This window comes from Arthrobacter sp. FW306-04-A, assembly GCF_044358315.1.
Lineage (GTDB): Bacteria > Actinomycetota > Actinomycetes > Actinomycetales > Micrococcaceae > Arthrobacter.
This window is the reverse complement of record NZ_CP084559.1, coordinates 2986464-3007491: the sequence shown is the minus strand read 5'-3', so window position 1 is coordinate 3007491 and position 21028 is coordinate 2986464. Positions and strand designations below refer to the sequence as shown.

The following is a 21028-nucleotide window of genomic DNA, read 5'->3' as shown; positions in this document are numbered from 1 at the left end:
TCGTTTAAATCATATTTAATTGAGGAAGGCAGACTTTGATGGCGAAGACTGCACAACAACCGGTATTGGTGATCATGGGCGTCTCCGGTTCCGGTAAATCGACAGTGGCCGGCGTATTGGCCGGCCGCCTGGGTTGGGACCTCGCCGAAGGCGACGACCTGCACCCCGAAGCGAATGTGGCAAAGATGCAGGCAGGGCACGCTCTCAGTGATGAGGACCGCTGGCCGTGGCTGGACATCGTTGCCGATTGGATCAAGGAGCGCACAGCAGCCGGAAGGCCGGGCATCATCACGTGCTCGGCGTTGAAGAAGCGTTACCGCGACGTCCTTCGCGGCGAGGGAGTCGTGTTCGTCTTCCTCCAAGGAAGCAAGGACAAGATTTCCGATCGGCTGGCTTCGCGCCACGGCCACTTCATGCCCCCCTCGTTGCTGGAATCCCAGTTCGACGCACTGGAGAAGCCCACGGAGGACGAGAACCACATCTCGTTGTGCGTGTCCGCTTCTCCATCGGAAGAGGCTGACGAAATCATCGAACGGCTCGGCCTTGAGGCACTGCAGGCCCGCTCGGCCGGTGGTGCAGCGTGAACTGGACCGGGCACGATACCCAACTTCTCGTGGTCGCGGCCATTGGCATTGCGCTGATTGTCCTGCTGATCGCCAAATTCAAGGTTCACCCGTTCCTGTCCCTGGTGCTCGGATCGGCCTTCGTCGGCCTTGCATCCGGAGTGGAACTGGCCAAGGTCATCAGCAACTTCGAAGACGGCGTGGGTGGCGTCCTCAAAGAGGTCGGGATCCTGATTGCACTCGGCGCCATGTTGGGTAAGCTCCTGGCTGACTCCGGCGGCGCAAACCGTGTGGTGGACACCCTCCTGGAGAAAGCCAGCGGCAACAAGGTGGTCTGGATGATCACCTTGGTCGCAGTCATCATCGGCCTTCCGATGTTCTTCGAGATTGGTCTCGTCCTGCTCCTGCCGGTGATCGTCCTGGTCACCCAACGCTCGCAGATGAAGCTCATGCGCATCGCGATTCCGGCTTTGGCGGGCCTGTCCGTGTTGCACGGCCTGGTGCCGCCGCACCCAGGGCCACTCATCGCCATCAGCGCGGTGAAGGCTGAACTGGGCACCACGCTGGCACTGGGTCTCTTGGTCGCCGTTCCCACAGTCATCATTTGTGGTCCGCTGTTTTCCCGGCTGGCCGCGCGCTGGGTTCCCGTGGATGCTCCCGCGGTGGCCGGCGGCGTCGACACCAAGCACGCCGTCGATCTCAGCGAAGTCAAGCGTCAGCCCAGCTTCATCGTCACGTTGTTGACCATCATCTTCCCGGTGGTGCTCATGCTCCTGAAGGCCGTCGCGGACATCGTCTGGCCCGACGCCGCCCACGCTCCGATGATCCGTACGGTCCTGGACTTCGTGGGCCAGCCGCTGGTGGCCATGACCCTAGCCGTGCTCGCCGCCATGGTGACTTTCGGATACGCCGTCGGATTCACCGGCACCAAGATTACGGCCAAGCTCGGCGACAGCCTCGGACCGATCGCCGCGATCCTCCTGATCGTGGGCGCCGGCGGTGGCTTCAAGCAGACCCTGATCGGTGCGGGCGTCGGTGACGCCGTCAAGAAATGGGCCGAGGGCGCCAATATGTCCGTGCTGGTCCTGGGCTTCATTGTGGCTGTGGCGCTCCGTCTGGCGACGGGCTCGGCGACAGTTGCCACGGTGACGGCCGCCGGCATCGTGGCTCCACTGGCGAGCAGCCTGAGCCCGACGCACGCGGCACTCCTTGCCCTGGCCATCGGTGCAGGCTCGCTCTTCCTGTCCCACGTCAACGACGCCGGTTTCTGGCTCGTGAAGGAGCTCTTCGGCCTGACGGTCGGGCAAACGTTCAAAACGTGGTCGGTGATGGAGACGCTCATTTCGGTAGTCGGCTTCGCCTTCATCATGGTGCTCTCGCTGATCATTTAGCCGGGCTACCAGAGCGGTAAGCGCGACGGCGGCCCGCCTCCCCACACGGGGGAGACGGGCCGCCGTCGCGCTTTCAGCGGTATGCCCTAGCTGAGTCTTTCGGCGGCGTAGATCTTGATGCCTTCCAGCAGGTAGGGTGCCAAGCCGACCCTGACCTTGTCGTAATTGGCGGTGAACCGGGGGTCCTCCACATACATGCGGCCCAGGCCCACATAGGATTCGGCGTTCGGGGTCCAACTGGCGCAGATCCACTTGTAGTGGCGGTCCACGGCGGCCTGGACCGCCGGGTGGTCCGCTGGAAGGGCGGCGTCGAAGCAGCGGGCGAGCTCCTGGTTCAGGGCCGCATACTCCTCCATGAACGCCTGCTTCTGGGCTGGTGTCATAGCCGCGTGGCGGGCCTTGCTGTCGTCGACGGTCCGGTCGCCCCAGCGCTCGCGCGCCTCGGCTTCGTAGGGGTTGTTGTCGAAATCCCTGAAGATATTCTCCGCGGTCATGGTTTCTCCTTGACGTAGTGCTGCGATAGTAGCGTCGACCGTCCGGGACATCCGGTCCAGGCGGTCCCGCTCAGCCAGCAGCCAGTTCCTGTGTACAGCCAGCGCCTCCGCAGGATCGGCCTGGCCATCCAGAACTTCGCCGATGGTCTCGAGCCCAAGGCCAAGTTCACGAAGCAGGAGAATGCGCTGCAGGCGCAGCAGTTCGGGCTGCCCGTAGTACCGGTAGCCGTTGTGCCCGGTATGTGCAGGCTCCAATAGTCCGAGCTGGTCGTAGTGCCGCAAGGTCCGTGAGGAAACTTTGCTGGCTTTGGCCACTTCGGAAATGGTCCACGTATAGGCTTTGTCCTGCTTCATATATCCAGCGTAGAAGTTGACGCTACGTCAAGGTCAAGCCCCGTTGCCGGACGGGCTGGACGGGTTGGACGGGCAACCGCGAAGCCTCTCTCTATGACGTGAGAGGCGCTGCCGCAACGGTGGGGAGTGTCGGTTTCTTCGAGCCGCCCATGGGTTCCACGGTGATCCCGATGGCAGCGGCGCTGGAAATACCCGAGACCACCGCCGGATGGCTCAGGGCTTCGGCGTCCATGAGTCCCTGGGATACAGGGTCGGAGCCATCCTTGGGAATGAGCCACATCTGATAGACCTTGCCGGCGGGGGGAGCGGGAACTCCGTTCATGCGGACCACAACAGCGTTCTTCGTGCTGGAAATGGACACGGTGGCGGTGCCGCCGCCGTTGACGTTGACGGTGGCCTGCCGGACATCGCCCGCTTGCAGGACCTGGTTCACGGGATCGTTCTGCCCGGCTACGTAGACGCCCACGCCCACCCCGCCAAGGGCAATCACCGCAGCGGCCGCGGCGGCTGCCACCCAACCGCGGACGCCGCCGAAGCGTCGCCGATCCCGTCGGTTCCGGGCGGCCGCGAGGTCCACGACGTCGGGAGTACCTTGCGTTGTGGGGCCAGCCGACGCTTCGGGAGCCGGCGATGGTGCGGATGCCATGCGTGGTTGTTGGGGGAGTTGCAGCAGAATGTCCTGCAACAGGCCGGGGCGGGGTTCGGCCTCGTCCGTGAAGGAGGTGGCGAGCGCTTCCCGCGTCTGTCTGACCCGGTCAAGGAACGCCGAGCGTTCGGGCGCAGTGGCAATGTAGTTGTCGATTTCCGCGCGCTCGGCATCGCTCAGCGCGTCAAGGGCATAGATCTCGGCGAGCTCCAAGGCACGTCCTTCGGCAAGATCAGTGGCTACATCGGTGGCGAACATCCTGCGAAGGTAACTGTCTTTCCCGAAGTTCTGCTTGTCGTTATCGTGTTCGGTCATGTCAGCTCACCCCCAGGCAAGTTTTGAGTCGGAGAAGTCCATCGCGGATGCGGGACTTGATCGTCGGAATCGCGGCGCCGAGTTGTTCGGCGACTTCCCGATAGGTGAGCCCGCCATAGTAGGCAAGCTTCACGGATTCCAATTGCGTTTCCGTAAGGGTTCCAAGGCAACGGGCGACGGCCTCGGCCTCAAGCCGGCTGCTGGCTTCTTCCTCCACGGAATCGTGGTCAAGGATTTGGCTCGCGGCACCATACTTCGCTTCGCGGTCCGTGGCGGACTGGGCCGAGCGGACGCGGTCGATTGCGCGCCGGTGGGTGATGGTCATGAGCCATGCGAGGGGACTGCCCGCCTCGGGATCGAATTTGGCCGCGTTCTGCCAGACCTGGATGAAAACTTCCTGGGTGGTATCTTCGCTCAAGCCAGCATCCACCAAGACGCGCTTGGCCATGCCGAAGACCCGCCGCGCGGTGAGCCGGTAGAACTCGCTGAAGGCGGCCCTGTCGCCGTCGGCCATCAAACCCAGCAATTCTGCGAGCTGCGCGTTGGAGCCGGCAAGCAAGCCGGGGGCCTCTGGGCCTCTCGCGTTCGGTGTATCCATCACTGTCCAGCATAGGTTGCTGGAGGCGCGGGCAGCACCAGGAGCACTCCGAGTCTTGAGAGTAGTCACATGCGCCCCTTCCGCGGACGTCGCTTCACCGGCCCTTGCTGCGCAGGCCATGTGCCTGCCCAGGCTGTTGGTGCCTGTACAGGGAATTCGGTGCAGCGGGAGTCTTGGATGGGTGATCCGCGTCGGCGACCTTGCGGATATCCGGGCGGCTAGGCCAGCCTGCTAGAGCTTCGCGCCCGCAAAACCGTGTTGGCGCCAGGCCTCATACACCGCGATGGAGGCGGCATTGGCCAGATTCAGGGAGCGCAGCGAAGGCAGCATCGGGAGCCGAACGCGGGCCGTGACGTGCGGGTCCTGTTTCAACCACTCCGGAAGCCCGACGGATTCCGGGCCGAATAGCAGCACGTCGCCTTCCTTGTAGGCAATGTCCGCATAGGAGGCTTCGCCGTCGGACGTGAAGGCGAAAACGCGATCGGGTTGCAAGGCCGCCCACGCCGCCTCGATGTCCTTATGCACCGTGACCACTGCGAGGTCGTGGTAGTCGAGCCCCGCCCGGCGTAACTTCGCGTCGGAGAAGTCGAAGCCAAGCGGCTCCACCAAGTGGAGCTCCGCGCCGGTGATAGCGGCGAGCCGGATAGCGTTTCCCGTGTTGCCCGGGATTTCAGGGGTATGGAAGAGGATGCGGAACACGTACCAATCCTAGCCAGCGGAAGTGCCCGCTTGGGCAGCTCAGTGCATGCCCCGCAGCAGGCGGGCGAGTACCGGGACAACCACGGTGTTGGGCACAGGGCCGGAACCCAGGAATTGTTTGAGGCCGCGGGCCAGCCCGGAAGCGTTGACGATCTGGACTGAACCGAAATCTCCGTCTGTTCGCCGGTAGTGGTCGATGACCGGCTCGTGCGGGTTGCCGTCCGGGCTGTGGACTACCACCCAGCCCGTCACATTCAGTTCCGGGAATATCTCCTGCATGTGGCGCACGATCAGCTCGAGTCTGGGCGGTGGCACGGAACGGCCGCCATGTTTGAGCGCCACCCCGTCCCAGGCGTAGGCGCCCTTGGGCAGCAGCATGGAGCCGATCAACGCCAGGCGGTATCCGGCAAGCAGGGCGTGATCGATGTGGCTGTCGTCCGAGGGGGAGCGGAGACCGTTGATGAGGCGAGCCGAGGGGATGGCAGGCAGGATTTGGCGGCTGATGAGCTGGACGGTCCGCATTTCGCGCTGAATGCGGGCTTCGGCGCCGAAGATTCCACGCTTCCGGGGAATCCCGTGGATCTGCAGGGCGGCCTCGCCCTTGGAGACGAGGGGAACCTCGTGGGGATCATCGAAGGGCGGGACATAGACGGGGGCGTCGCCGGCGGTGTTGCGCGGGGCATTCGGTCTGTGGACCCCGGCGGTGGTGCGGGTTTCCCCTCCGGGGGCGCCGGCCCCGCCGTAGTTCGGTCTTTGCGCCGGGTAGCGGGTTGCCCTGCCCGAAGCACCGCTCGCGTAGCGGCGGTCGTACTCTGCGCGCCGTTTGGGGTCAATGAGCGTCTCGTACGCGAGCGTGACCTGCCGAAAGACTTCAGGATCCCCGCCATGGTCCGGGTGGGCGTTCCTCGCAGCCTTTCGGTAGGCCACTTTGATCTCCTTGTCCGTCGCAGTGACGGGGACCCGGAGGACCTGATAGTGGGAACTGCTGCCCTCAGCCAACCATGGGCCTTTCTCTGGAAATTCTGAAGTTTCCCGCCGTCCCGGTGCCGAGTGGCGATCCTGGCAAGTCTAGCCAGCCATCCATGAGAACGACGGCGGCCCGCGCTTTAGTTCCCGGGGTCCCGCACGTGCCGGTGGCATGATTCATGCTGTGATCTCCCCCGCCGGCGCCAATAGTCCCCTTGACCTACCAGGCACAGGCCCTGAGCGGCCGCGTGACGCTCCCCGGCGAAGGATCGTCCTTGCGGTCAATCCCGCTGCAGCATGTGGTCGGCACTCCCTTGCCGGGGACGAAGCCGAGCGCTGCCTCCGCGCCGCCGGCCTCAACGTCGTCGTACTTCGGCGCAACAGCCTGGAGGCTCTGAGGGGAGCGGTGGACGAAGCCCTTCACGCGGGCGCCGATGCCTTGGTGGTGGTGGGCGGCGACGGCGTGGTCCATTTGGGGGTCAACTCACTCGGTGGGACCAAGCTGCCGCTCGGGATCGTTCCCGTGGGCACCGGAAACGACGTAGCCCGAATGCTTGGTCTGCCTCTGCAGGATGTTGCGGGGTCGTGCGCCCGCGTGATCTCTGCGCTCGCCGACGGCGGGCGGGTGCTCGACGCAGGCCGCATCACTGCTGGCGGACGGACCACGTGGTTTGCCGGGGCTGTGTCCGCCGGCTTCGACGCCGCCGTCAACGAACGGGCCAACTCCTGGCGGTGGCCCCGTGGCGCATTCCGTTACACACTGGCGATGCTCAGGGAGCTCGGATCGTTCCGGGCCATCAACTACACCGTGACGGCCGACGGTGTGACCTCGAGGGAGGGTGCCATGTTGATTTCGGTGGCCAACGGCCAGTCGATTGGCGGTGGGATGCGCATCGTCCCGGATGCCGCTCCCGACGACGGGTTGCTGGATCTGTTTATTGTCAAGCCTCTGTCCCGGCTAGCCTTCCTTGCGGTCTTCCCGAAGGTCTTCTCCGGCCGCCATACCTCGCATCCGGCCGTGGAAATCCGCCGGGTCCGCTCAGTTCGCCTTGCGGCCGACAACGTAGTGGCCTACGCCGACGGTGAGCGGATCGGCCTTCTTCCCTTGGACATCGACGTGGTTCCGGGCGCCCTGCGGGTGTTGGCCTGAGCAGGCCGTTCAGCGACGCGCGGCTGCAGCCAAGCGATTGAGCGCGAGTGCGGCCACCAGCAGCCCGAAGTCGCGGAGCGCGACGTCGAAGAAGTTGCCGAGCACCAGCAGGTTCACGATGATTCCCAGAAGCCATACGGCTACCAGAAGCGAGCCGAAGCGCGGGCGGACCGCCACCGCAATACCGGCCACAATCTCCACGACGCCCACGATGTACATGAATGTCTGGGCCGGGATCGGCACCACGGAGGTGGCTGCGGGAGCCAGGTAGATCGTCCAGTGGGTGAGCAGGTTGGTGAACTTGTCCAGGCCGAAAATGATCGGCGCCACGGTGAACACGGTCCTCAGGAGCAGGAATGCCTGCCGCTGGGGGTCCATGGACATGAGTGATCCGGTTTTCGCTTGAGCCGGGGATGATGCAGTTTTCATGATGCCTCTTTCTATAAATGTATATGTTGATTTTAGAATGTTTGGGCGAATTAAGCAACGAGTGTTGTTTTTAGAGTTAAGCTGGGTCCATGACCGGACTTCCCTGGCTGCGTCGACTCTCGGCCCTCGCATCGCTCGACGACGGCAACCGCCGCCGCTTGTACGAACACGTCTGCGGCGCCACCCGCGCGGTGAGTCGCGACGACGCTGCGATGGCTCTCGGACTTCCCCGGAGCACCGCCTCCTTCCACCTGGACCGGCTGGTCCGGGACGGGCTCCTGAGCGTTGAATTCCGCAAGCTCGGTGGCAAGGTTGGGCCAGGTTCCGGGCGCCCTGCGAAGCTCTACGCCCCGGTCATTGAAGAGATCGGTGCCTCGGTTCCGGAGCGCCACTATGACCTCGCCGCGGAAGTGATGGCCTCGGCCATCCAGGACCTGATGGCAGAGGGAGGTTCCCCCCGCGAAGTACTCCTCGAAACGGCTTATGCGCGGGGCCGCGAGGCCGGAAACGCCGAGCCGCAATTCCTGGACGTTCTCGCGAGCCACGGCTATCGCCCGGAAGCTGACGACGATGGCGGATACTCCTTGGCCAATTGCCCGTTCCATCGCCTGGCCGAAGGTCACACAAACGTCGTCTGTGCCATGAACGGCGCCTTCCTCAGCGGGGTGGCCGCCGCGTGCGGAATCGCGGAAGACCGGATCGCCGATGACAACCGCGAAGGCCATTGCTGCGCAAGGATCCGCCCGGCGGTTTGAGGAGGAAGATTGAGCGGGCGCCTTCCCCTGGCAAAACCCGAATCCCGCTACGTCGATAGACTTGGGAAGTGCCTGTTTATCTGGACCATGCCGCCACCACGCCCATTGCCGCCGTCGCCCTCAGCGCAATGACGCGCGAACTGGCGCGGACTGGCAACCCCTCGTCGCTGCATGCTTCGGGGCGCCGTGCCCGGCGCGCGGTGGAAGAAGCGCGCGAGGCCATTGCCGCCGCTGCCGGGGCGCATCCTTCCGAACTCATCTTCACGTCCGGAGGCACCGAGGCTGATAACCTCGCAGTCAAGGGCCTGTACTGGGCCCGCCACGACGAAGACGGCCGCCGCAAGCGGATCATTTGCTCCGCCGTCGAGCACCATGCCGTGCAGGACACCGTCGAGTGGCTTGAGCGGCACGAGGGGGCCGAAGCAATCTGGCTCCCTGTCGATTCCCAAGGCGTGGTGCGGCTCGACGTTGTCCGGACAGAGATCGAACGCGATCCGGGATCGGTGGCCTTGGTGACCGTCATGTGGGCAAACAATGAGGTCGGGAGTATCCAGCCCGTCAAGGAGATCGTGGAACTCGCCGCAGCCCACGGCATTCCCGTGCACTCGGACGCCGTCCAGGCTTTCGGCTCGATTCCCCTGAGCTTTCGCGAATCGGGGCTCGCCGCGATGTCGGTGTCGAGCCACAAAATCGGCGGCCCAGTGGGCGTGGGCGCCCTCTTCCTCGGGCGGTCCACCAAGGTCACGCCCGTCCAGCACGGAGGGGGGCAGGAACGCGACGTCCGCTCGGGAACGCTGGATACGGCGTCGATAGCGGCGTTCGCCGCCGCGGCGGAGTCCGCTGCCCAGAACCTGCCCGCGGAGCGCGAGCGAATCAGCGCATTGCGGGACCGGATCATTGGCGGAGTCCAGGCGGCCATTCCCGAGGCAGTGTTGCGCGGAGCGCCTGGAGATGCCCGGCTTCCGGGCAACGCGCACTTCACCTTCCCGGGCTGCGAGGGTGACTCCTTGCTGTTCCTGCTGGACCTCGCGGGTATTGAGTCATCCACGGGATCCGCCTGTACCGCAGGCGTCCCCAGGCCCTCGCACGTCTTGCTTGCCATGGGGCTGGATGAGGACACCGCGCGGGGCGCGCAGCGATTCAGCCTGGGGCATTCCTCGAACGACGCCGACGTCGACGCGCTGCTCAAGGCGCTGCCGGATGCGTATGCCCGGGCGAAGCTGGCCGGAATGGCCGGACATGAGTCCAGTATCCAGACCGCGGCGACGGTGGCCCGCGGCTATGGCGGCCACTCTGCCAGGGGCTCGGCAGGAGATCAGCCCTCCGGCAACAACTGATCCAAAGGCACCGAAGGGTCCACCAGGCGGTCGGTGTCGACGCGGACCCGCCCGGCAATCAACGCCTTGATGTGCTTCTGGACCTGTCGCTGGTTGACGCTCATACCTGCCACCACGGCATTGTCCCGCAGCCAGAAGGCAATGAAGCTGTTCTCCTCCATCGAGCCGCGGATGACGGGCGCCGAACCCGCCGCCAGCGTGGGATATCCCCAGTACTCCATCGAGACGTCGAACTGGTCCGTGTAGAAATACGGGACCGCGTCCAGCATCGCGTCCTGTCCCAGCATCGCTTTGGCCGCGACCTTGCCGCCGTTGAGGGCGTTGGACCAGTGCTCGCTGCGGTGGTGCTCGCCTGTGAAGGGGTGGAGGGCGTTGGCAACATCTCCCGCCGCAAAGACATCAGGGCTGCTTGTCCGGAGCGAAGAATCGACCACGATTCCATTCCGGATATCCAGTCCTATGGCTTCGGCCAGGGCAGTGTCCGGAACAACGCCCACGGCCACCACCACCAGGTCGGCAGGAAGGACCTCGCCGGAGTTGGTGACAACGGCTCGTGCCTTGCCGTCAGTTCCCGTGATCTCCGCTGCGCTCGCGGGGAGCCGGAACTGTACGCCGTGCTTTTCGTGGAGGCTCCGGAAGAAGCCGCCCAGCTCGGGTCCGATGGCCAGGCTCAGTGGCACGTTCTCCAGTCCCAGCAGGGTCACGGCGTTGCCGTAGCTGCTGGCTGCCGCGGCAAGCTCCATGCCGATCCAGCCAGAGCCGACCATCACCACCTTCCTTCCGCCGACTGACAGCCCTTCCTTGAGCTTGCGCGAATCGTTGAAGGTCCGGAACGTCGTGACGCCGGCCAGATCGGAACCGGGGAGGGGAATGTGCCGCGGTTGCGCTCCCGTGGCAATGAGTAGCCGGCTGAACTCGAGTTGCGTCCCTGAATCCAGCTGCACGGTGTGGGTGGCAGGATCGGCGGCAATGGCCGCCTCGCCGAGGAGGAGTTCGACGTCGTTCTCCTGGTACCAGCCGGCCGACAGCACCGGGACGGCGTCCTCGCCGGCATTGCCCAAGAGAAACTCCTTGGAAAGCGGAGGACGCAGATAGGGCTGCTCATCCTCGGCGCAAACCACCGTGATCCTGCCTTCGAATCCTTCTGAGCGCAGGGTTTTGGCGGCTGTGGCTCCGGCCAGCCCGCCGCCGGCGATGACGATGTGTTCAGTGTCCATGGTGACTCGATTCGCGGGGGCGTGGAGGTTCGCGTGGACGCGGACGGTTCACGCAGTCGAACATCTAAAACTGATAGTTTTGACTTTAGAATTGTCCGTGATGGCGGTCAAGGCATTTTGGGTCCCATTCCGGCCGGGGGCTAGAATAGTCGGGCGCGCTCACTCTTTTCAGCGGCAATTCTTCTCCCCAACACCAACAGAAAGCCAGCATGCGAGTCCTTGCAGCCATGAGCGGCGGAGTCGACTCCGCCGTTGCCGCCGCCCGCGCCGTCGAGGCGGGGCACGACGTCGTCGGCGTCCACTTGGCGCTGTCACGTATGCCCGGAACACTGCGTACCGGCAGCCGCGGCTGCTGCACGATCGAAGACTCCCGTGACGCCTGGCGCGCTTGCGATGTGCTGGGGATCCCGTATTACGTTTGGGACTTTTCTGAGCGATTCAAGGAAGACGTCGTCCAGGACTTCATCGACGAATACGCCGCGGGTCGCACTCCCAATCCCTGCATGCGCTGCAACGAGCGGATCAAGTTCGCGGCCTTGCTGGAAAAGGCCATTGCGCTGGGCTTCGAAGCGGTTTGCACGGGCCACTACGCCAAGGTCATCCAGGATGCAGACGGCAATCCCGAACTCCACCGCGCGGCCGATTGGGCCAAGGACCAGAGCTACGTTCTCGGCGTCCTGACCCACGAACAGCTCAAGCACTCCATGTTCCCGCTGGCCGAGACCCCGTCCAAGGCCGAGGTCCGCGCGGAGGCCGAACGCCGCGGCCTGTCCGTGGCGAACAAGCCGGACAGCCATGACATCTGCTTCATCCCCGATGGCGACACCGCGGGCTGGCTTGCCGAAAAGATCGACATGACCACAGGCGACATCGTGGACGAGGCCGGGACCAAGGTAGGGGAGCACCCAGGGGCCAACGCATTCACGGTTGGCCAGCGCCGCGGGCTCAAGCTGGGCACTCCTGCCGCTGACGGCAAGCCACGCTTCGTGCTGGAAATCCGGCCCAAGGAAAACAAGGTTGTCGTCGGGCCCGAAGCCCTGCTCGCCATCGACGAGATCCGCGGAATCAAGGTTTCCTGGGCAGGACTGCCCATCGCCGAGGTGGCTACTGGAGCCGAGTTCGACTGCTATGCCCAGGTGCGGGCCCATGGCGACCCCGTTCCGGCCAAGGCGTCGGTAGAGCGGAATGTCGACGACGCCGGCGTCGAGCGCGAAGGCCTCGTGGTGACGCTTGTCGATCCGCTGCGCGGAGTGGCCCCCGGGCAGACCATCGTGCTGTATCAAGGCACGCGCGTCCTGGGCCAGGCAACCATCGACGCCGCCCGGTCCCTCCAGCGCGTAGCGCTCTAAGGAAGTCTGCGGCAGCGCTCTAGGGGTGTCTGGGGAAGCGCCCTAAGCGGGTCTGCGCCATTGCCTCCAGTGAAAGGCCGCTCCATACTTGGCTAAGCAGCGTTTCCGCTGCGGTGGTTGGGGTTCCGCATTCGGGACGGCGATGGCTGTGGCATTTCAAAAGAAGGCCCCGGGGGACATCAAGGCCGGGCAAATGGTCGAGGTGGCCGTTCTTGCCGAAGGCCCGATCGGCAGAGGCGGTGACGGTCCGCTGATCGCCCGCCTGCGCATCCCCGTGGAGCGTTTGCGACGCGGTCCCACGGGACACCGGCTTGCCGTGCACATCAGGAAATGGCGCGGCACCAGCGTGGTGCCGATTACCCTCACGGCGCCGGGGGATCCGTGGCGCCTCTTCTCCGAGGACCCGCCCGCGGACTTGCGGGCGCTCCTTGACGATTCGAGGTTCTTGGCCCAGCACGTCTACGGCGTGGCTTCGGCAACCCTCGACCTCTTCGAATCGACCCTGGGCCGGCGCATGCCGTGGAATCCGGATGGTCGACTCGTGTTGAAGGCGCGCGACCTTGTGACGGCCACGGACACCGGCTACGAGCGGGACACCAACATCATCCGCTTCGGGTCCATCGACCGCATGGGCTATAAGGTTCCGACCGCGTTGTTCCGGGACATCGTGGCGCACGAGGTTACGCACGCAATCCTCGATGGATTCCGGCCGGCATGGGGTGATGCGATGGCCACCGCGGAACAGATCGCCTTGCATGAAGCGCTGGCGGACCTTGTTGCCGTCCTTTCCGTGTTTTCTTCGCGGGACGTGGTGTACCGCCAACTCGAGGCCGCCACCGGCGGATTCAAGGCCGGAGAGGAAGTGGACGAGGCCGTCATGATGCGGTCCATCTTCGATTTTGCCCGGGATCTCTATGCCCGTGGCCCGCTGCGTGAGCCGTTCGTCGGCGCGGTCCCCGACCACTGGCAGGAACTGCCGGAGCCGCACAAGCGTGGCGCCGTCGTCGTCGGGGCCGTGTTGCGAGCGGTCCATAGGCTCTGGGTCGAAAGGAACAGCCGCTTCGGTGAGGGGCAGAGCCTGCAGCAGAAAGCGGAGTCCGGATCCATCGTGGGCACCAGGGTCCTGCGCATGCTCATCCGCGGACTGGCCTACATGCCTCCCGTGGACGTGTCCTGGCACGACCTGTTGCGGGGAGTCATGGCATCGGACCTGGACATGGTTCCAGAGGACGCGCACGGCTACCGGGAGGCCCTCCAAACCGAATTCTCCGGGATCGGTATCCATCGCGTCTCGCTGTCCAATATTTCCGGGGTGGACAACTACCAGGGGTTGCGATACCCCATTCGGCTCACGGCGCTGGGCTCGGATCCCCAAGAGGTCCAGCGCTTTGTCTGGGAAAATCCCCGGCTGCTCGATGCCGCCCGTTTGGAGCGCCGAACTCCCCTTAGTTCCACGCGAGTGCGGACTTCCGAGCGGGTCACCCCGGACGGCTTCGTCGTCTCGGAGATCGGAGCGTCCTTCATTCAGACGGTGCGCATGAGCCGAAAAGAGGCCTATATGCGTCTTGGCCTGAAGACCAAGCGCGACTATGTGGACATCCGCGGGGGCGGAGTCTTGAGGTTCGACGCCGGTGGCCGCCTCGTCTACGCGGCGCTGAAACCGGTGATGTCCCGTGAACGGCAGGCCGCGTTGTTCGTCTCGGACGAACAACGCGCCGCCGAAGAGGAGGCGTCGAGCGGAGTCCAGGACAAGTTCCACCGGACCGGTGAATAGCCCTCCGGAATCCGGCATTCCTGCGCTTGGTGATCGATATAGCCGACGACGCGACCAAAGAAAAGTAAATTTTGTGTCTCAACTCACAGAATCAAACGTTTCACCAAGAATGCTTCTGATTGAATCGTGGAATCAGGAGTATGTGCTCCGAGGAAATTACCGACGGCGGTACGCCGTATCCATCGAACAGAAAGTTCACTGATGGCAATGAACAAAAAAGCCCTGCGCAGCGTTATCGCGTTCGCGGGCATCTCCGCATTCGCTTTGACGGCCTGTACGGGCCCGTCCGGCGGCGGCGGTTCGGCTTCTTCAGCTGCCAGCGGCCCGATCGCCTACGGCACCACCGATAAAGTGACCGCGCTCGATCCTGCTGGTTCTTACGACAACGGGTCCTTCATGGTGATGAACCAGGTCTATTCCTTCCTGCTTAACTCGAAGCCCGGAAGCGCCGAGCCCGTTCCGGACCTGGCGGAATCGGCGTCGTTCACCTCGCCCACCGAGTTCACCGTCAAGCTGAAGTCCGGACTCAAGTGGGCCAACGGCCACACGCTGGACTCCACCGACGTTAAGTTTTCGTTCGACCGCCAGGTCAAGATCAACGACCCCGCAGGTCCGGCGTCCCTCCTCGAAAACCTGGATAGTGTCTCCACCCCCGACGCCAACACCGCGGTTTTCAAGCTGAAGCTCGCCAACGACCAGACGTTTGCTCAGATCCTCAGCAGCCCGGCCGCGCCGATTGTGGACCACCAGGTCTTCCCGGCGGACAAGCTGCTCTCCGATGACGACATCATCAAGGCCAAAGCGTTCTACGGCCAGTACACGATCGACAGCTACAAGAAGAACGAGCTCATCAGCCTCAAGGCCTACGCGGACTACAAGGGTGTCCTGGGCAAGCCGGCCAATGACGCCGCGACCATCAAGTACTACGCCGAGCCGACCAACATGAAGCTGGACATCCAGCAGGGCAACATCGACGTTGCTAACCGCAGCCTCAGCGCCACCGATGTCGATGACCTCAAGAAGGACTCCAAGGTCAAGGTAAACGTTGGACCGGGCGGCGAAATCCGCTACATCACGTTCAACTTCAACACCATGCCGTTTGGCGCCAAGGCAGCGGGGGCGGACCCGGCCAAGGCACTTGCCGTCCGCCAGGCAATCGCCAACCTCGTTGACCGCCAGGCAATCGCCGACCAGGTCTACAAAGGCACATACCTGCCGCTGTACTCCAATGTTCCGAGCGGTTTCCTGGGCGCCAACGAGTCGTTCAAGGACGCATACGGCGACAACGGAAAGCCGAGCCTGGACAAGGCCAAGAAGGTCCTCTCCGACGCCGGCGTCAAGGATGCTGTCACCCTGAACCTGCAGTACAACCCGGACCACTACGGCAAGTCCTCAGGCGACGAGTACGCCATGATCAAGGACCAGCTTGAGAAGTCGGGTCTCTTCAAGGTCAACCTGCAGTCCACCGAATGGGTGACCTACAGCAAGGCCAGCCGCGCCGACGAGTACCCGCTCTTCCAGTTCGGTTGGTTCCCTGACTTCAGCGACGCCGACAACTACCTCACCCCCTTCTTCCCGAAGGGCGGCTTCCTGAAGAACCACTACGACAACCCGGCCGTGACGGCTCTGATCAACAAGCAGCTGACCACCACGGACAAGTCGGCCCGCGAGTCGGCCATCAAGGATGCCCAGAACGCATTGGCGAAGGACATTTCCACTTTGCCGCTGCTCCAGGGCGCACAAGTTGCCATTTCGGCGAAGGGCGTGAACGGCGTCGACAAGACGCTTGACGCATCCTTCAAGTTCCGATTGGGAACCGTTTCAAAGTAAGCAGCCGGTCGGGGAGGCGGGTGCCAACAGGCGCTTTGCCTCCCCTTACTGCTGATTGCCTCACATATGAGCAAAACCCCGCGCGATCCGCGGGCAATGAACTTTAGGTAGCAATGACAACATTAATAGAGGTGCCCGACGTCGAACCGGACGCGGTCGCTCCCAAGAGCAAATCAGCGGGCGGAGGTCTGGGCAGGTACATCGTGGTCAGGTTTTTCCTGATCATTCCCACGATCTTCATCCTTGTAACGCTGGTTTTCTTCCTCATGCGGGTCATCGGTGACCCCATCACTGCAGCGCAGGGTGGTCGGCTTCCTCCCGACGTCCTGGCACAGCGAATCCACGACGCCGGTTACGACCGGCCGATCATCATCCAGTACTTCGAATACCTGGGCCAATTGGTCACCGGCAACTTCGGCACCACCATCACGGACCGGCGGCCCGTCGTCGAAATGCTGTCGACGTTCGGCGCAGCCACCCTTGAGTTGTCGATCAACGCGCTGATCGTGGCCCTCGCGGTCGGTATCCCGTTGGGCCTGATCGCCGCTCAGCGTCGCGACAAGGCCGCAGACGCCTTCCTCCGTTGCTTTGCCATCCTTTGCTATGCCACCCCGGTCTTCTTCTCGGGGCTTTTGCTGAAGCTGACGTTCTCCGTATGGCTCGGCTGGCTGCCAGTGGCCGGGCGCGTCTCCACCCGCACCGAGCTGACCATGGGTCAACTCGCGGCTCCGACCGGCATTTATTGGCTAGACGCACTGCGCAGCGGGAACTTTAACGCGCTCGGCGACATCGTCTCCCACGCAGTGCTTCCAGCCCTTGCCTTGGGCCTCCTGACCGCAGGCGTCTTCCTGCGCCTCGTCCGGACAAATGTCATCGGCACGCTGGGCAAGGACTATGTTGAGGCCGGCCGTTCGCGCGGCGTCAGCGAGTTCCGGCTCGTCACCAAGCATGCATACAAGCCGGCGCTGATCCCCATCATCACCGTCATGGGCCTCCAGATCGCCCTCATGTTGGGCGGTGCTGTCCTGACCGAGACCACCTTTGAATGGAAGGGGCTCGGCTACCAGTTGGTCCAGTACTTGAACGCCAGGGACTTCGTGGCAGTCCAGGGCATTGTGGTGCTGTTGGCCGTCATCGTGGCCATCACCAACTTCGTCGTGGACGTTGTCGCCGCGCTGATCGACCCGCGAGTGAGGTACTGAAATGAGCACTGCAACAATTTCCGGGCGGAAGAAGTCCTTCCTGACCGGGCTCCCCGTCATTTCCCACCTCAACAAGAGCGTTGGCCTGCAGCGTGGCATGCTCATCACCGGGCTCGTGCTGACCGGCTTCTTCCTGATCTGCACGGTGCTGGCTCCGTTCATAGCGCCTTACGGCTACGCCCAACTAAGTGATGCTTCCGGCTCGTTCCCCACCCAGCAGGCCCCCAACAGCAAGCACCTGCTCGGTACGACAGTCGGCGGCTATGACGTCCTTTCGCGGGTCCTCTGGGGTTCACAGACCGCCGTGACCGTGATCGTCGTCGCCGTGGCGATGTCCATCTTCCTCGGAGTGGCGCTGGGCCTTCTCAGCGGTTACTTTGGCGGCTGGCTGGACCGGGTCCTCGTGGTCATCGCCGATGCCATCTACGCGTTTCCTTCCCTCCTTCTGGCGATCGTCATGTCCATCGTCATCAGCCGCGGGCAATCGAGCTTCTGGGGCGGCATCCTCGCCTGCGCCTTCTCGATCACCGTGGTGTTCGTGCCGCAGTATTTCCGGGTGATCCGGGCCGAGACCATCAGGCTCAAGGCTGAGCCTTTCGTGGAATCGGCGATGGTCCTGGGTGCTTCCAGCCTGCGGATCATCACCCGCCACATCTTCAAGAACGCCACCCGGACACTTCCGCTGATGTTCACGCTGAACGCCTCTGAAGCCATCCTGACCTTGGCAGGCCTCGGCTTCCTTGGATTCGGTATTGAACCGTCCTCCGCCGCCGAATGGGGCTTCGACCTTAACAAGGCCATGGCAGACGCATCTTCCGGCATTTGGTGGACCGGCGTCTTCCCCGGTATCGCGATCGTCCTCACAGTGCTCGGTTTGACCTTGGTCGGCGAGAGCATCAACGACCTCAACGATCCCCGCCTACGTGGACGCAAGCGTGCCGGAGGCAAGGCCTCCCGCTCCAAAGCGACGGCAGGAACCGACGGCAAGAACACAGGAGCCCTCTCTGCTCCTGAATCAGAAGCAGGTAAGGCATGACCACCAATATCGGCAACATCTCGGACCAGCCGCAGGAACCGGGGCGGCCCGTCCTGGACATTGAACGGCTCAAAGTCACCTTTGCCACGGACAGCGGCGACGTCTACGCCGTCAAGGACGTCAGCCTCGAGGTCAAGGCCGGAGAAGTGCTGGCGATCGTAGGGGAGTCCGGCTCCGGCAAGACTGTCACCGCCAAGACCATTCTCGGTCTGCTCCCGGAGACAGCCATCAGCTCCGGGGCCGTGCTGATCAACGGCAACAACGTGATCAGCGTCAGCGCGTCCAAGCTCCGCAAGATCCGTGGCCGGGACGTGGCCATGGTCTTCCAGGAACCTTCCACGGCACTGAACCCCGTGTTCACAGTCGGCTGGCAGATCGCCGAAGGCATCCGGGCCCATGCCTCGGACGGGCACCGGATCTCGGCCAGGGAAGCCAAGAAGCGGGCCACGGAAGCACTCCGGAAAGTGGGCATACCCGATCCCGAAACCCGTGTCAACTACTATCCCCACCAGCTTTCCGGAGGCCAGAAACAACGCGTGGTCATCGCGGCTGCGCTCGCCTTGAACCCGGGGTTGATCGTGGCGGACGAGCCGACGACGGCACTGGACGTCACTGTCCAGGCCGAGATCCTGCAGCTGCTTCGTGACCTGCGGGACAAATACGGCACCTCGATTGTGCTCATTACGCACAATATGGGTGTGGTGGCCGACCTTGCCGACCGCGTAGTGGTCATGTACCAAGGTGACGTCGTCGAAGAAGCCACGGCCAAGGTTCTCTTCGCCGAACCCAAGCAGGACTACACCAAGAAGCTGCTGGCGGCCGTGCCGCACCTCGGCCGCAACTCAGCATCCGAAGGGGCCACCCAACGGCTGCACCAAGGCGGGAAAGTCCTCGTTGAAGCCAAGAACCTCACCATCGAGTATCCGGGCCGCCTCGGCAAACCCGGGTTCAAAGCTGTGGACAACGTCAGCTTTACCGTCTCCGAGAACGAGGTCTTTGGCCTGGTAGGCGAGTCAGGTTCGGGCAAGTCCACTATCGGACGGGCCATCGCCGGCCTCAACCGGATAACCGGTGGCAGCCTCAAGGTCCTCGGTTACGAAATGCTGGACTTCAAGGAACACACGTTCAAGCCTCTTCGCAAGGACATCGGCTTCGTTTTCCAGGACCCGGCAGCCTCGTTCAACCCCCAGCTGACCATCGGCGAGTGCGTAGCGGAACCGCTGCTCATCCACACCCACCCGAGCCCCGCACAAACACGCCTGCGGGTGGCCCAGCTGCTCGAATCGGTGCAGCTGCCGGCGTCGTACGCTGAACGCTTCCCGCATGAGCTCTCCGGCGGGCAGCGCCAGCGTGCTTCGCTGGCGCGTTCCCTCGCGCTCAATCCGCGCCTTTTGATCGCCGACGAGCCAACCTCGGCCCTGGACGTTTCCGTTCAGGCAAAGGTCCTGGAACTGTTCAAGGACATCCAAGAAGAGTTCGGTTTCGCCGCGCTGTTCATCAGCCACGACCTCGCAGTGGTGGACATGCTCTCCCATTGGGTGGGCGTGTTGTTCAAGGGCAAGCTGGTGGAGCAGGGAATCGGCAGCCAGATCATGGGTAATCCGCAACATGACTACACCCGCAGGCTCATCGCCTCGCTGCCGGTGCCGGATCCTGATGAGCAGGCCCGACGCCGGGAAGACAACCGCGAGCTGCTCGGCACCGAGCTACTCGGCAGCTAGCCCCGTCCCCTGACGGCAAGACCCGCCTTTCTTGTGAAAGGCGGGTCTTCGTCTGCGCCGGTCTTTCCCGTGCTGCCTACTCAGAGACCACTGCGATGTTGAACATCTTGCCTTTCGGCCGGCGCATGAAGATCCGGAGCCACAGCGGCATCCACATTTCCAGGCCGCGGGCGGCGTCGAGCCCGCCAAGGTCGTGGATGCGTTCCGGGAGCCAGCCAAACTCCCGTAGGAGCGCGACGACGGTGGCTTTCGCGCCGTCGTCGTCCCCCGCCACGAAGACGTCATGGGCGCCGTCGGCGAGCCTGAGGGGATCAACCATCAGCGGAGCCTCCAAGGTGTTGAGGGCCTTGACAACGCGGGCCTCGGGGAAGGAACGCTGGATGGTTTCGGCAATGCTGTCGGTATTGCAGACGGAGAGCGACGGCGGGAATCCGGCGGAAAAGTCCAGGGGATTGGACACATCAACCAGGACCTTGCCTGCCAGGTTCGCAGCCCCGGCTTCACCCAACGCCGCGAGCGAGACTGTGCCGGGGTTGCGTTGACCACGATCTCGGCCATGGCCGCCGCCTGGGCGAAGGATCCCGAGCTAGCTGCCGAACCCGCCTGAGCCGCCCATTCCGTTCCTTGGGGTTGCCCGCCTCCCGGGAACCCATCATGACCTCATGGCCAACCGCCACCAGTTTGCTGGCCAATGCATGCCCCACCCTTCCGGTGCCAAGAACTGCGATTTTCATGCGTGCTCTCCTTTTCATCGGCGGGGACATGCCCATTCTGCCCCTCGAGGCGCGGCCAGCACACCATAGACTGGTGGAATGACCGAGCAGAACCATGCCCTTCCCGACGCCGATTCCTTCGATCCCGCAGCCAGCTCCCTTGCCGGCCGCGTGGACAAGTCCGTCATGGACGAGCTGCTCTCCATCCGGTCCAGCATCGACAACATCGATGCCACCCTCGTCTTCCTCCTTGCGGAACGCTTCAAGGCAACCCAGAAAGTAGGAGTCCTCAAGGCGACGCACAAGCTCCCGGCAGGGGACCCGGGCCGCGAATCCGCCCAGATCGCACGGTTGCGCAGGCTCGCCGAGGAAGCGCACTTAGATCCTGCCTTCGCCGAGAAGTTCCTGAATTTCATCATCAGCGAGGTCATCCGGCACCATGAGGCAATCGCCGAAGACCACCAGGCATTCATCGCGCAGGCCTGAACA

21 protein-coding genes are annotated in these 21028 nt (G+C 63.7%); 12 read left to right on the top strand and 9 right to left on the bottom strand.

Going from position 1 to position 21028, the window contains the following annotated elements; all coding sequences use genetic code 11:
• The first annotated feature begins 38 nt into the window (after positions 1–38).
• Together LFT43_RS13810 and LFT43_RS13805 are read left to right on the top strand one after the other, a co-directional pair.
• Complete coding sequence (locus LFT43_RS13810) at positions 39–584, top strand: gluconokinase (RefSeq protein ID WP_395797648.1); 546 nt, start codon at positions 39–41, stop codon at positions 582–584.
• Positions 581–1954: a gluconate:H+ symporter gene (locus LFT43_RS13805; protein ID WP_395797646.1), complete on the top strand. Its 1374-nt coding sequence runs from the start codon at positions 581–583 to the stop codon at positions 1952–1954. The genes LFT43_RS13810 and LFT43_RS13805 overlap by 4 nt, the downstream gene beginning before the upstream one ends.
• Positions 1955–2040: 86 nt before the next feature.
• On the opposite strand, the gene LFT43_RS13800 is transcribed toward LFT43_RS13805, so the two are convergent.
• The 5 genes from LFT43_RS13800 to LFT43_RS13780 all read right to left on the bottom strand — a co-directional run bounded on the left by LFT43_RS13800 (position 2041) and on the right by LFT43_RS13780 (position 6059).
• A complete protein-coding gene (locus LFT43_RS13800) occupies positions 2041–2802 on the bottom strand; it encodes a MerR family transcriptional regulator (protein WP_395797644.1) in 762 nt (253 codons plus the stop codon).
• Positions 2803–2893: 91 nt separating this feature from the next.
• The gene (locus tag LFT43_RS13795; RefSeq protein WP_395797642.1) at positions 2894–3763 is read right to left on the bottom strand and encodes an anti-sigma factor domain-containing protein; all 870 of its coding nucleotides are present in this window, start codon (positions 3761–3763) and stop codon (positions 2894–2896) included.
• Position 3764: 1 nt separating this feature from the next.
• Positions 3765–4361 (bottom strand): ECF RNA polymerase sigma factor SigK, encoded by a 597-nt coding sequence (gene sigK, locus LFT43_RS13790; RefSeq protein WP_395797640.1) that lies wholly within the window; start codon positions 4359–4361, stop codon positions 3765–3767.
• Between the two features lie 231 nt (positions 4362–4592).
• Positions 4593–5060, bottom strand: coding sequence for a tRNA (cytidine(34)-2'-O)-methyltransferase (locus LFT43_RS13785; RefSeq protein ID WP_395797638.1), 468 nt, complete (start codon positions 5058–5060; stop codon positions 4593–4595).
• Between the two features lie 39 nt (positions 5061–5099).
• Positions 5100–6059 carry a J domain-containing protein gene (locus LFT43_RS13780; protein WP_395797636.1) on the bottom strand — a complete coding sequence of 320 codons (960 nt, stop codon included), beginning with the start codon at positions 6057–6059 and terminating at the stop codon, positions 5100–5102.
• 151 nt (positions 6060–6210) lie between these two features.
• On the opposite strand from LFT43_RS13780, the gene LFT43_RS13775 reads away from it, so the two are divergent.
• Positions 6211–7176 carry a diacylglycerol/lipid kinase family protein gene (locus tag LFT43_RS13775; RefSeq protein ID WP_395797634.1) on the top strand — a complete coding sequence of 322 codons (966 nt, stop codon included), beginning with the start codon at positions 6211–6213 and terminating at the stop codon, positions 7174–7176.
• A 9-nt stretch (positions 7177–7185) separates the two neighbouring features.
• Here the strand turns inward: LFT43_RS13775 and LFT43_RS13770 are convergent, their stop codons facing one another.
• Positions 7186–7605 carry a hypothetical protein gene (locus tag LFT43_RS13770; RefSeq protein WP_395797632.1) on the bottom strand — a complete coding sequence of 140 codons (420 nt, stop codon included), beginning with the start codon at positions 7603–7605 and terminating at the stop codon, positions 7186–7188.
• A gap of 89 nt (positions 7606–7694) precedes the next feature.
• Here LFT43_RS13770 and LFT43_RS13765 point away from each other — a divergent pair, with 89 nt between their 5' ends.
• On the top strand, positions 7695–8360 hold the full coding sequence (locus LFT43_RS13765; RefSeq protein ID WP_395797630.1) for a helix-turn-helix transcriptional regulator: 666 nt from the start codon (positions 7695–7697) through the stop codon (positions 8358–8360).
• 68 nt (positions 8361–8428) lie between these two features.
• Positions 8429–9697, top strand: coding sequence for a cysteine desulfurase family protein (locus LFT43_RS13760; RefSeq protein WP_395797628.1), 1269 nt, complete (start codon positions 8429–8431; stop codon positions 9695–9697).
• Here LFT43_RS13760 and LFT43_RS13755 read toward each other — a convergent pair.
• Entirely contained in the window at positions 9676–10914 is a 1239-nt protein-coding gene (locus LFT43_RS13755; protein WP_395797626.1) for an NAD(P)/FAD-dependent oxidoreductase, read from the bottom strand. The genes LFT43_RS13760 and LFT43_RS13755 overlap by 22 nt on opposite strands.
• A 227-nt stretch (positions 10915–11141) precedes the next feature.
• On the opposite strand from LFT43_RS13755, the gene mnmA reads away from it, so the two are divergent.
• From mnmA to LFT43_RS13725, 6 genes are all read left to right on the top strand, one after another.
• Positions 11142–12263, top strand: coding sequence for a tRNA 2-thiouridine(34) synthase MnmA (gene mnmA, locus LFT43_RS13750; RefSeq protein WP_395803086.1), 1122 nt, complete (start codon positions 11142–11144; stop codon positions 12261–12263).
• A 142-nt stretch (positions 12264–12405) separates the two neighbouring features.
• Entirely contained in the window at positions 12406–14037 is a 1632-nt protein-coding gene (locus LFT43_RS13745) for a hypothetical protein (RefSeq protein WP_395797624.1), read from the top strand.
• 201 nt (positions 14038–14238) lie between these two features.
• On the top strand, positions 14239–15867 hold the full coding sequence (locus tag LFT43_RS13740) for an ABC transporter substrate-binding protein (RefSeq protein WP_395797622.1): 1629 nt from the start codon (positions 14239–14241) through the stop codon (positions 15865–15867).
• A 113-nt stretch (positions 15868–15980) separates the two neighbouring features.
• Positions 15981–17069 carry an ABC transporter permease gene (locus tag LFT43_RS13735; protein ID WP_395797620.1) on the top strand — a complete coding sequence of 363 codons (1089 nt, stop codon included), beginning with the start codon at positions 15981–15983 and terminating at the stop codon, positions 17067–17069.
• Position 17070: 1 nt separating this feature from the next.
• Complete coding sequence (locus LFT43_RS13730) at positions 17071–18105, top strand: ABC transporter permease (protein ID WP_268021132.1); 1035 nt, start codon at positions 17071–17073, stop codon at positions 18103–18105.
• Complete coding sequence (locus LFT43_RS13725; RefSeq protein WP_395797618.1) at positions 18102–19826, top strand: ABC transporter ATP-binding protein; 1725 nt, start codon at positions 18102–18104, stop codon at positions 19824–19826. The genes LFT43_RS13730 and LFT43_RS13725 overlap by 4 nt, the downstream gene beginning before the upstream one ends.
• A gap of 76 nt (positions 19827–19902) precedes the next feature.
• On the opposite strand, the gene LFT43_RS13720 is transcribed toward LFT43_RS13725, so the two are convergent.
• Complete coding sequence (locus LFT43_RS13720) at positions 19903–20334, bottom strand: NADPH-dependent F420 reductase (protein WP_395797616.1); 432 nt, start codon at positions 20332–20334, stop codon at positions 19903–19905.
• Positions 20327–20560 carry an NAD(P)-binding domain-containing protein gene (locus LFT43_RS13715; RefSeq protein ID WP_395797614.1) on the bottom strand — a complete coding sequence of 78 codons (234 nt, stop codon included), beginning with the start codon at positions 20558–20560 and terminating at the stop codon, positions 20327–20329. The genes LFT43_RS13720 and LFT43_RS13715 overlap by 8 nt, the downstream gene beginning before the upstream one ends.
• A gap of 78 nt (positions 20561–20638) precedes the next feature.
• On the opposite strand from LFT43_RS13715, the gene LFT43_RS13710 reads away from it, so the two are divergent.
• Positions 20639–21025 carry a chorismate mutase gene (locus tag LFT43_RS13710; protein WP_395797612.1) on the top strand — a complete coding sequence of 129 codons (387 nt, stop codon included), beginning with the start codon at positions 20639–20641 and terminating at the stop codon, positions 21023–21025.
• Positions 21026–21028 lie beyond the last annotated feature (3 nt).

Bases quoted from the DNA above. Each gene is read 5' to 3' on its own strand.
- LFT43_RS13745 (WP_395797624.1), top strand. From the start codon at position 12,406: ATGGCTGTGGCATTTCAAAAGAAGGCCCCGGGGGACATCAAGGCCGGG.
- LFT43_RS13740 (WP_395797622.1), top strand. From the start codon at position 14,239: ATGGCAATGAACAAAAAAGCCCTGCGCAGCGTTATCGCGTTCGCGGGC.
- sigK (WP_395797640.1), bottom strand. From the start codon at position 4,361: ATGGATACACCGAACGCGAGAGGCCCAGAGGCCCCCGGCTTGCTTGCC.
- LFT43_RS13715 (WP_395797614.1), bottom strand. From the start codon at position 20,560: ATGAAAATCGCAGTTCTTGGCACCGGAAGGGTGGGGCATGCATTGGCC.
- LFT43_RS13735 (WP_395797620.1), top strand. From the start codon at position 15,981: ATGACAACATTAATAGAGGTGCCCGACGTCGAACCGGACGCGGTCGCT.
- LFT43_RS13795 (WP_395797642.1), bottom strand. From the start codon at position 3,763: ATGACCGAACACGATAACGACAAGCAGAACTTCGGGAAAGACAGTTAC.
- LFT43_RS13770 (WP_395797632.1), bottom strand. From the start codon at position 7,605: ATGAAAACTGCATCATCCCCGGCTCAAGCGAAAACCGGATCACTCATG.
- LFT43_RS13710 (WP_395797612.1), top strand. From the start codon at position 20,639: ATGACCGAGCAGAACCATGCCCTTCCCGACGCCGATTCCTTCGATCCC.
- LFT43_RS13730 (WP_268021132.1), top strand. From the start codon at position 17,071: ATGAGCACTGCAACAATTTCCGGGCGGAAGAAGTCCTTCCTGACCGGG.
- LFT43_RS13765 (WP_395797630.1), top strand. From the start codon at position 7,695: ATGACCGGACTTCCCTGGCTGCGTCGACTCTCGGCCCTCGCATCGCTC.
- mnmA (WP_395803086.1), top strand. From the start codon at position 11,142: ATGAGCGGCGGAGTCGACTCCGCCGTTGCCGCCGCCCGCGCCGTCGAG.
- LFT43_RS13800 (WP_395797644.1), bottom strand. From the start codon at position 2,802: ATGAAGCAGGACAAAGCCTATACGTGGACCATTTCCGAAGTGGCCAAA.
- LFT43_RS13725 (WP_395797618.1), top strand. From the start codon at position 18,102: ATGACCACCAATATCGGCAACATCTCGGACCAGCCGCAGGAACCGGGG.
- LFT43_RS13810 (WP_395797648.1), top strand. From the start codon at position 39: ATGGCGAAGACTGCACAACAACCGGTATTGGTGATCATGGGCGTCTCC.
- LFT43_RS13755 (WP_395797626.1), bottom strand. From the start codon at position 10,914: ATGGACACTGAACACATCGTCATCGCCGGCGGCGGGCTGGCCGGAGCC.